At 50.5% G+C, this 10,077-nt stretch carries 12 protein-coding genes; 10 read left to right on the forward strand and 2 right to left on the reverse strand.

Annotation, left to right across the window (positions count from 1 at the left end; translation table 11 throughout):
• The first annotated feature begins 104 nt into the window (after nt 1-104).
• The 10 genes from Q3886_RS05690 (at nt 105) to Q3886_RS05735 (ending at nt 8,422) form a co-directional block, all read left to right on the forward strand.
• Nucleotides 105-788, forward strand: coding sequence for a YggS family pyridoxal phosphate-dependent enzyme (locus tag Q3886_RS05690; protein WP_301860206.1), 684 nt, complete (start codon nt 105-107; stop codon nt 786-788).
• A gap of 13 nt (nt 789-801) precedes the next feature.
• Entirely contained in the window at nt 802-1,311 is a 510-nt protein-coding gene (locus tag Q3886_RS05695) for a cell division protein SepF (RefSeq protein WP_301860207.1), read from the forward strand.
• A gap of 20 nt (nt 1,312-1,331) precedes the next feature.
• Nucleotides 1,332-2,117 carry an RNA-binding protein gene (locus Q3886_RS05700; RefSeq protein WP_301860208.1) on the forward strand — a complete coding sequence of 262 codons (786 nt, stop codon included), beginning with the start codon at nt 1,332-1,334 and terminating at the stop codon, nt 2,115-2,117.
• Nucleotides 2,118-2,163: 46 nt separating this feature from the next.
• Complete coding sequence (locus tag Q3886_RS05705; protein ID WP_301860209.1) at nt 2,164-2,691, forward strand: DivIVA domain-containing protein; 528 nt, start codon at nt 2,164-2,166, stop codon at nt 2,689-2,691.
• A gap of 81 nt (nt 2,692-2,772) precedes the next feature.
• On the forward strand, nt 2,773-3,141 hold the full coding sequence (locus Q3886_RS05710) for a hypothetical protein (protein WP_301860210.1): 369 nt from the start codon (nt 2,773-2,775) through the stop codon (nt 3,139-3,141).
• Nucleotides 3,142-3,150: 9 nt separating this feature from the next.
• The gene (locus Q3886_RS05715; RefSeq protein WP_301860212.1) at nt 3,151-3,960 is read left to right on the forward strand and encodes a Cof-type HAD-IIB family hydrolase; all 810 of its coding nucleotides are present in this window, start codon (nt 3,151-3,153) and stop codon (nt 3,958-3,960) included.
• Nucleotides 3,961-3,982: 22 nt separating this feature from the next.
• Nucleotides 3,983-4,882 (forward strand): RNase adapter RapZ, encoded by a 900-nt coding sequence (gene rapZ / locus Q3886_RS05720; protein ID WP_301860214.1) that lies wholly within the window; start codon nt 3,983-3,985, stop codon nt 4,880-4,882.
• 15 nt (nt 4,883-4,897) lie between these two features.
• Nucleotides 4,898-6,244, forward strand: coding sequence for a YvcK family protein (gene yvcK / locus Q3886_RS05725; RefSeq protein ID WP_301860215.1), 1,347 nt, complete (start codon nt 4,898-4,900; stop codon nt 6,242-6,244).
• Nucleotides 6,245-6,255: 11 nt separating this feature from the next.
• Nucleotides 6,256-7,203: a DNA-binding protein WhiA gene (whiA, locus tag Q3886_RS05730; protein WP_301860217.1), complete on the forward strand. Its 948-nt coding sequence runs from the start codon at nt 6,256-6,258 to the stop codon at nt 7,201-7,203.
• Nucleotides 7,181-8,422: a hypothetical protein gene (locus Q3886_RS05735; protein WP_301860218.1), complete on the forward strand. Its 1,242-nt coding sequence runs from the start codon at nt 7,181-7,183 to the stop codon at nt 8,420-8,422. Before whiA ends, Q3886_RS05735 begins: the two co-directional genes overlap by 23 nt.
• A gap of 82 nt (nt 8,423-8,504) precedes the next feature.
• Here Q3886_RS05735 and Q3886_RS05740 read toward each other — a convergent pair whose 3' ends face one another.
• Together Q3886_RS05740 and Q3886_RS05745 are read right to left on the reverse strand one after the other, a co-directional pair.
• Nucleotides 8,505-9,296 (reverse strand): basic amino acid ABC transporter substrate-binding protein, encoded by a 792-nt coding sequence (locus Q3886_RS05740; RefSeq protein WP_301860220.1) that lies wholly within the window; start codon nt 9,294-9,296, stop codon nt 8,505-8,507.
• A 20-nt stretch (nt 9,297-9,316) separates the two neighbouring features.
• The gene (locus Q3886_RS05745; protein WP_301860222.1) at nt 9,317-9,958 is read right to left on the reverse strand and encodes an HAD family hydrolase; all 642 of its coding nucleotides are present in this window, start codon (nt 9,956-9,958) and stop codon (nt 9,317-9,319) included.
• Nucleotides 9,959-10,077: the final 119 nt, after the last annotated feature.

Genomic DNA, 10,077 nt, shown 5'->3' on the forward strand with positions numbered 1-10,077 from the left:
GTCAAGTATATATAATAGAAACGATGTAATGTTTTTATTTTATGTGTTGTTTTATGGATTTATGGAGTTCCTATTGCTCATGAAGCATGATGGAGGGGTTTGTTTTGATTAAAGAAAATATTGCAGCTGTCAAGCAGCGTATTGCCGCTGCTGCTGCCCGCGTTGGCAGAACAGATGCCATTACGCTTGTCGCCGTTACGAAGAATCATCCTGTAGAATATATGAAAGAAGCCGCTGCAGACGGTATTACAGATGTAGGGGAAAACCGCGTGCAGGAAGCGCTGGAAAAGCTGAAGGAATTTCCCGATAACCACCTGACGTGGCATTTAATCGGTCATCTGCAGACGAACAAGGCCAAACAGGCTGTCGCTCATTTTGACCTGATTCATTCTATCGATTCCCGGCACCTGCTGGAAGCTGTCGGCAAAGAAGCGGCCAAAATCGGCAAGGTACAGGATATTCTGCTCCAGGTCAATGTAGCCAGAGAAGAAAGCAAATTTGGCATGGAAGTAGAAGACTTTCCGGCTATGTGCGAACTGGCAGCAGGCATAGACAGCGTGCGCGTTGTCGGCCTGATGTGCATGGCGCCGAATTATGAAAATGTTGAAGACGTACGCCCTGTATTCCGCATTGCCCATGGGCTGTATGAAGACATGAAGACCAAATTTCCTGACGGCCAGATCCGTCATTTATCGATGGGCATGACCCATGATTTTGAAATAGCAGTTGAAGAAGGAGCCAATATGGTACGTGTCGGCACGGCCATCTTTGGCGCCCGTAATTACTAAGGAGGATGAAACCATGGGATTGAAGGATGCTTGGGACAAAGTAGTAGGCTCTATTAGCGGCGTGAATGACGAAGATGAATTTGAAACGGATGAATATGAAGAAGAAGATACAGAAGACCGGCGGAAACGCCGTTCTGTTCCGCCTGCTCCGGCAGCATCGGCACCGCGTTCGTCCTTAGGGTATGCAGCGCAGCCGGCACAGCCGCTGAAGATGATGATCGTAGAACCGGAAAGCTTCGATGATTCGCAGAGTATTGCCGATTATCTCCGTGACCGCAAGCCTGTAGTCATCAATTTCGAATCGACTGATCCGGATGTAGCCAAGCGGGTCGTAGATTTTATCAGCGGTGCAACCTATGCGCTGGACGGCAATATTCAGAAAGTAGGCAAGGATATTTTCCTGTGTGTGCCGAGCAACGTCACCGTTGACCGGGGCAAACGGGATTATGGAGAATTCAATACGGCTCCGCTGGCCTGGAATGGCGGCGACAGCAATGACGGCGGTACTACGACGCAGCAGTAGCCTGTAGCGGAGGATATTGGGTGAAAAACAGAGACAGAATTATTCGATATTACCAGGGAACGGACAATGGTGAGCTGGCAGCCCGCCTCATCGATCTGGCCGACGGCGTACTGAAAGGACGTCCCTATGCGGTCAGTGAATTCGTATCTCCTGGGGCCGTGCAAATCGGCGAAACCATTCAGGCCCACGCACCGTCGCTGACGCTGCGCGTTTTTGGCGGCTATGAAGGGGCAGAACGGGTGAAGCTGGCTTTTGTCAGCGATACCTATGAAGGGCCGGTAAACTTTCATCTGACAGCCTGCCGCGTGACCTGGGATGCCCGGTACCGCCTGCTGAGCCATCGTGATGTGCTGGGGTCTCTTATGGGCCTGGGCATTGGCCGCGAACGGTTTGGCGATATTATTATGCAGGATGACGGCGCCGTTATTCTGGCAGATACGCCGCTGTTTGCATACTTACAGCAGAATTTTACGAAAATTGCCATGGTCCATGTGGCAGTAACGGAAATGCCCCTGGAAGATATTGCGCCACGGCAGGAAAAGGTCAAGGAAATCAAGACGACTGTAGCGTCCCTTCGTCTGGACGCCATTGTTTCGTCGGGATTTGGCATTTCCCGTACCAAAGCGGCCGAAGCGATTAAGGGCGAACGGGTACAGATTAACTGGCAGCCTGCAAAAGGCCCGTCCCAGGACGTGCAGGAAGGCGATGTCATTTCACTGCGCGGCAAGGGGCGGATGGAACTTGCACAGATTACGGGCACATCCCGCAAAGGGCGGACTGGCGTGCTGTTGAAGCGCTACATGTAAGGAAAGAAAGGTATATGGCAGATAGGCTGGGAGGAGGAATAGTACCATGCTGACACCAATGGATATTCATAATAAAGAGTTTAAGCGGGGATTCCGCGGCTACAGTGAAGAAGATGTAGACGCGTTCATGGACGATATTGCCAGTGACTATGAAAAGGTATATCGTGAATATTGTGAACTGAAAGAAAAATGCGATAAACTGCAGGATAAGCTGACACAGTATGAAAAAATGGAAGCGACTATGAACAGTACGCTCATGCTGGCACAGCAGACGGCGGAAAACGTAAAGGTCACAGCCCGCAAGGAAGCCGATCTGATTCTGCAGGAAGCATCGAATAAGAAAAAGAAAATGCTCGATGAAACGACGATGAGCCTGCAGGCTTCGCAGCAGGAGCTGGATAAGGTAAAATCACAGACTCGTGCGTTTCGGGCCAAATGCCGGGCTATCCTGACCAGTCAGCTGCGGCTGCTCGATGATATGGTCATCGACGGCGAAAGTGACGGAGACACAGGAACAGAAACGGAAACGTCCGCCGCTCCGGCACCAGACAATACGGCAAAAGCAGAAGAATAACAGGAACGATATGCTCTCTTTCAGGTATGACATACAGTTAGACCCGGCAGGGAGTATTTTGTTTATAGGAGGAGTGTCCCTATGAAACGTTTATGTCTTGCTGCAGCAGCTGTCCTGCTCATAGCTGGCAGTGCGGCGGCATATAATCCATACGCCCCCAATCCGTTCGATACAATGGAAAAAAACAGCTGGGAATACCAGTATTTGTACGAGCTGAGTGAAGCCGGTCTTACGCAGACAGACATGCATGTATTTTCGCCGTCCTATACGCTGACGCGCTTCGAAATGGCCCAGATGGTAGCGGCAGCCATGCGCAACCGCAGTCACGCTACGGCACAGGAACAGGAAAAAATCGATAAACTGGCCCAGGCCTTTGCCAGTGATTTGCAGTATGAAGAAGCTCCTGCGCAGGAGACGACTGCCGGAGCCCAAGAGTTTCAGTGGAAGTAGGCGAATGGGATGAATACAGAACGTCATAATGTAAAATTAATCGCTCTTGATCTGGATGGTACGCTGCTGCGGAGTGATAAAACCATATCGGACAGGACGAAGGAAGCTGTCCATCGTGCACAGGCCCAGGGCGTCGTCGTAGCTATTGCAACGGGGCGCATGTATGGCACCGCCAAACCCTGTGCCGATCAGCTGGGACTGGCCGATATTCCCATGGTTTTGTTTTCCGGCAGTCTCATTCAGACCGTAGCGTCTGGGCGCAAGTTGTTTGAACAGGCCATTTCCCGGGAAACGGCAACAGCCCTGCTGGCTCTGGCTAAAACGAAGGGGTGGCAGATGCAGACGTATATTGACGATGTCCTGCAGGTAGCGGTGTACGATCACTGGATTGCAGAATATGAACAGGTTACAAAGGCAAAAGCTGTCGTCTGCGGCGATGAATTCTACAGGCCTCAGGGAGTATGCAATAAGATTCTCAGCCGCGGTACCCATGAAGACCTGCTTCGGCGCAGGCAGGAAATTGAAGCTGCCTTTCCCGGTGTCTTTACGATACTCTTTTCAGAACCGACGTATTTGGAAATTATGCCGGCTGGCGTGAATAAAGGGGAAGGCCTGCGGCAGCTGAGCCGGATTTTTGGCGTACCTATGGAACAGACCATGGCCGTTGGCGATTCACAAAATGATCTGGATATGCTGAAAGCAGCAGGCATTGCCGTAGCCATGGGCAATGCAGACCGTGAAATCCAGGGGGCTGCTGATTACGTAACTGCCAGCAATGATGATGACGGTGTAGCAGCAGCGATCGATCGATTCATATGATTTTATAAAAGGAGGAATTCCCATGGATTTCCGCTTGATTATTGTAACGGGCATGTCTGGAGCCGGCAAAAGTCATGCCGTCCAGGTACTGGAAGATATTGGCTATTTCTGCATCGACAATATTCCGCCTGTACTCATTCCCAAATTTGCAGAGCTGTGCATCAAAGGCGGGGAACGGGTACGGCACGTCGCCTTGATTGCCGATATTCGGGGCGGTGAATTTTTTGATGCCATGAGTCAGTCCTTAAAAGACCTGAAAGCCCAGGGCGTTGACTATGAGATCGTCTTTATTGAGGCCTCCGATCAGGCTCTGGTGCGCCGGTATAAAGAAACGCGCCGCATCCATCCCCTGGCTCCGCACGGACGGATCAGTCAGGGCATTGTAGAAGAACGGAAGCGCCTGGCGACACTGCGCAGCAAGGCTGATTTTATTATTGACACGACGAACTTGAAGCCGAAAGAGCTGAAAGAAATACTGATCAAAAAGTATGCCATCTGCGAAGGCAAGAAAATGATGAACGTTACTGTCGTTTCCTTTGGCTTCAAGTATGGCATGCCTATTGATGCCGATATTGTCGACGATGTCCGTTTCTTGCCCAATCCCTATTATATCGAAGAATACCGGCATAAGTCCGGGCGGGTTCCTGCCGTCCGGGATTACGTGGAAAGTTTTCCCATTTCTTCGGCCTTTAAGAAGAAGTGGTTTGATATGATCGATTTTCTCCTGCCTAATTATGAACGGGAAGGGAAAAGTCAGCTGGTCATTGCCGTAGGCTGTACGGGCGGCATGCACCGCAGCGTATGCATGGCCGAAGCGATGTACAAGCATTTAAAGGAACAGGGCGTAGATGTGTCTATTGAACATCGCGATCTCTATAAAAACGACGTAGAAGAAGACGCGCCGGGATACGAAGGATCGTAACGGAGGTGGCGGACTATGCGTGTATTCAGATGGCTGCATCCGGGCCTGCACATTAAGCGATGGCTCTTTATTTTCGGTCTGGGAATGATGGCGACGAGCTTCGGCCTCGTACTGACGTTTAATTACCAATGGCTCAGTCAGGTAGAAGAGTGGCTGTTCCGCCTTCTGTATGAACTGACAGGGCATTATAATTACACCGTCCTGGCAACCCTTGGCATTGGCATTATTGTCTTCGGCTGCCTGGTCATGGTCTGGGCTACGCGCCGCCTGATTCGAACGATGTTTGGCGTCGTCATGCCCGGTGAATCGGGAAATATCAGCGACCTGATCCTGTCCAACCTGCAGCTGGCCAAAGGGCCCAAAGTTGCCGTTATTGGCGGCGGCACGGGCCTTTCCGTCATGCTTCGGGGACTTAAAACCAAGACCTATAATCTGACAGCTGTCGTCACCGTGGCAGATGACGGCGGTTCTACCGGCCGGATTCGGCAGGACCTGGATATTATTGCTCCTGGTGACCTGCGGAACTGTCTGGTTGCCATGGCCGATAAAGAAGGGCTTATGGAAAAATTATTTGCTCACCGCTTTGGCGGCTCCGGCGATTTGACAGGCCACAGTTTCGGCAATCTCTTTATTGCTGCCCTGATTGAAGTCCTCGGTGACGTCGAAGAGGCAATGGATGCGACCAGTAAGGTTCTGAAGGTGCGGGGGAAAGTTATTCCCTCATCAGCAGAAAAAATTCTGCTCAATGCGGAAATGACCGATGGCCGGATTATTCACGGCGAATCGCAGATTCCTCATGCCCATGGAAAAATCAAACGGGTCTTTACGACTCCGCTTTATCCGAAAGCTGTCCAGTCGGCAGTCAAGGCCATTCAGAATGCCGACACGATCGTTCTGGGGCCGGGCAGCCTGTATACCAGTATTATGCCGAATCTGTGCGTCCCTGATATTGCCGCAGCCGTGCGGAACAGCCGGGCCCGAAAAATATATATCTGCAACGTCATGACCCAGCCGGGAGAAACGGATAATTACTCTGTAGCCGATCACGTCAAGGCCATTAACCGGCAGCTCGGCGAAGACGTCATCGACTTTGTCATTGCCAATAACGGCAATGTTGACCCGGCTATTTTGCAGCGCTATGCCAGCACAGGGTCCTATCCCGTCAGCATTGATAAAAAAGAAGTCAATCGCTGCGGCGCTACGCTGATTTTATCGGATCTGGTCAACAAGGACGTTGGCGGCATTCATGATACGAAAAAGCTGGCTAATGTCCTGTTTGACCTGATCAATGCGCTGCGGACCGATCTGTCGCCGGAGCTGCTTCATTATTATTTAAAGAGGTATAATCTGAAACATCATTAGGAGGCGGGCATATGTCGTTTGCCGAAGAGGTAAAAAATGAAATTGCCCACTGTGAACCGGAAAACACAGACTGCCGCTATGCAGAACTGGCGGCATTGCTGTGCATGGGCGGCGCTCTTATTTTGGGCTCCCATGGCCATATTGGCATGGAATTCAGCACGTCCAATAATGCCGTTGCCCGGAAGGCGCTGAAAATGTGGATGGCTTCCTTTGCCATTCGTCCGGAAGTGCGGGTGCGGCAGGGACTGCGGCTGCGGAAAAAAAATTACTATATTCTGCGCGTGCCGCCGTCCCTGGCCAGCACCAGGACGCTGCAGCAGCTGTCGTTATTTCCAGGAGACAGGGAATTTCAGTCCATTGATCTGAAAAATACAGCCTGTCAGCGGGCATTTCTGCGCGGTGCTTTCATGGGCGGCGGCTCTGTGAACCAGCCCAAAGGCGATTATCACCTGGAACTGCTGACGGAAAATGAACTGTTTGCTCAGAAGCTGCTGAAAATCATGCGGCGTTTCCGGCTGCCGGCGAAAATGACTGACCGCAAGGGGGCGTACCTGGTGTATATCAAAGAAGGAAATGGCGTATCGTCGTTTTTGCAGCAAATTGGCGCAGCCCAGGCCTATATGGATTTTGAAAGTGTCCGCGTCGTCAAAGAGATGCGGAATAATGTGAACCGCGTAGTCAACTGTGAAACGGCCAATCTGCAGAAGACCGTAGATGCTGCCATACGGCAGCGCCGCCATATTGAGCGCATACAGGCGTCAGGCCTGTATCTGCGCATGACGCCTAAATTACAGGAAGCGGCAGAATTGCGCATGCATCATCCCGAAGCGTCTATGAGTGAACTGGCAGCGCTCTCGGGAATGACGAAATCGGGGCTGGCCCACCGATTTAAGAAAATTGCCGATATTGCCGATACACTGGAAGGGCAGGATAATCATGAACGTAGCAACAATATATAAAAAAATGATATATGCCGCAGCTGCGGCCATTTTTCTGTGCAGTACTGCCTATGCCAAGCCGGCAGCTGACGATGAGGAGGTTATGAATCAGATTATTCACTCTTCTATGCTGCCCATTGCCATGACAGAACCTGTCGACACAGGGACCCTGCTGTTTTCAGACAGTCCGGAATATCCGGAAACGCCGGGAATTCTCTATGGCGATACGGTAAGCGGAGACTGCCGCGTATATTTTTATCATGTCAATCAGAGTCAGGAACCGCGAAAAATTGTCGTCATGGCCTATAATCCCGGCAATGAGCCTGCAGAAGCCGTCTTAAAAGGCTATCAGTACACGCGGCCCAGTACGTCGTACTATCAGGTAGGGAAAGAGCTGTCGACCATGTATTATGAAGGAAACTGGACGGCTCATACCGTTTCTGTGGCTCCCGGAGGGTATGCGCTGCTGGGCGAACGGCTGGATAAGATAGCCGTTCAGCCGGATGAACTGTTTTCCGGCATTGTCGATGTCGTACTGCCGTCGCCAATGATCCTTTCGACGATGATTCTGCCAATGCAGGAAGATCCTCAGGATTTTGTGCGCAAGCAAATCTATCTTCCCAGCGATTCGGCTAAACTGCGCGGTACCTTTCACGGCAAGGACCGGTCTATGCGGACCTTGATTCCCTATTCGCCCAGAGACGGCATTGGCTATATTAAAATCGCTGACGGCATTATGGATCGATTCCTCCTGGGACGGGACGTCATGGATGACCGCTATTCTGAAGACGTCGGCAATTATGGTGTAGATTATACGATTCTGCTGCGGACGAAAGGAAGCGGCGACGTGCATCTGTATTTCAATCCTCAAGGCGGTGAATACGCCGGCGTCGTCGAACTGACCTATACGGATGGGGAAAAGAGAACGGAAAAGAAAATCGTAGAATTACCGGATACGAAACTGAGCATGGGTGCCGGCAATGAATTTGACATGCAGTATATCGATACCTTCTCAGCCGGTACAGACGTTACGATACATATGATGCCGCCTGGTGCAGCAAACCTGCCTGTTCGTATTCTCGTCGTTCCTGACGGGGAACTGCGTAAAGCCGCCGATGCAGCTGATGCCCGGAAAGAACTGCAGGAAAAAGGGAAAAAGAAAGTAGAACAGCAGCGGGAAGCTAAAGAGTCACAGTATAAAACAGCAGCTGCTGAATTGGGTACCCAACAACATTCATAATGAAAGCAGGTATATACGAAACAGCCCTTCCTGGATGATTACCGGGAAGGGCTGTTTCGTATATACCTTGTATTTGTTTTTTTTAATCCTGGTTCTTTGGTTCCGTGCCAAACCATTTTTTATACAGTTTGGCATAGGTGCCGTCAGCTTTTAATTCTTTGAGGGCATTATTGACTTTGTCGCGAAGTTCAGGCTTATCCTTGCTGATAGCCATAGCCACGCCGCGGGAAGTAATCGGATCGCCTACGAGTTTGAGTTTCTGATCGCCGCCTTGCTTTAAATAGTACATGGCAACAGCAGAGTCAATGGAAACGGCGTCACATGTGCCGGCTTCCAGTTCCATCCAGCCCTGGCTGTTCGTGTCAAATTCTTTGACTGTAGCTCCGTGTTCTCTGGCAAAGTCAGCAGCCTTTGAACCTACCTGAGCGCCGACGGTCTTTCCGGCAATGCCGTCATAGCCGGAAATATCCGTATTATCCTTGCGGACGACAATGGTATATCCGCCTCTGAAGTATACGTCCGTAAAATCGACTTGTTTCTGCCGTTCCGGAGTAGAATCCATACCGGCAGCAATGAGGTCGATCTGGCCGCTTTTCAGGGCCGGAATCAATGCGTCAAAGCCCAGGTTTTTGACTTCGATTTTATAGCCGATTTTATCACCAATAGCCTGGACCAAATCGATATCAAAACCGACGTCCTTATCATTTTCCGTGAATTCAAAAGGCGGGAAGGTCGGTTCTGTACCGACGATGAGGACTTTTTCCTCTTTTGCAGCACCGCTGTCTGTAGCCGACTTATCGTTGCCGCAGCCGGCGACCAAGGTTAATGCCGCCATCGATGCGGCAATGAGGGAAAAACATTTTTTGTTCATCATGTGCACACTCCTTATGCAGGTTAATATGATACTAGCTCGCTCAAATCGTGCAGGATCTGAACGTGCGGATAAGCGGTGAATTCACTGGCTTTGGTTGCGCCTGTTGTGACGGCGGCAAAATCTACGCCGGCGTTGCGGGCAGTCTGTGCATCGATCAGGCTGTCACCAATATATAAAATACTGTCTGCCTGCAGGTGATAGCGGTGCTGAATTTCCTGAATACCGTCAGGGGCAGGCTTGGGATGGGCTACGTCCTCAATGCCGATGACGCAGTCGATAAGAGAATGGAGGTGTTCTTTTTCAATGGTCTGATTAATGCGGGAACGCGTCTTGGTAGAGACGATGCAGCAGCGATTGCCCTGTTGTTTCAGCCGTTTCAGCAGGGGAATAGTCTGCGGATAGAGATGCGTATTAGGTACCATGTATTTGTCTGAATACCGTACTTTATATAAGCGGATTAATTCGTTAATTCGTTTCGCATCCGTTTCGCCTGTCAACTGGGCCATGGCATCATACATGGTCATGCCAATGGTCCGGCAAATGTCAGGCCGCGGAATCGAGCCATATCCTTCATCAGCAAAGAGCATTTCAAAACACATGACAATGCCCTGTTCCGAATTGGCCAGCGTATAATCAAAGTCAAAAATGTAAGTTCTATACATGGTTGTTATTCACATCCTGGCGTCGCAACGCCGCTCCTCCCTTAAATTAATTAGTAATGTGTTCTAATAAATTATACTATACTATGGGAAAGAAAGGAAAGAGTAAGTAAGAAAAAGGT

Source organism: uncultured Megasphaera sp., from assembly GCF_958350005.1.
Taxonomy (GTDB): domain Bacteria; phylum Bacillota; class Negativicutes; order Veillonellales; family Megasphaeraceae; genus Megasphaera.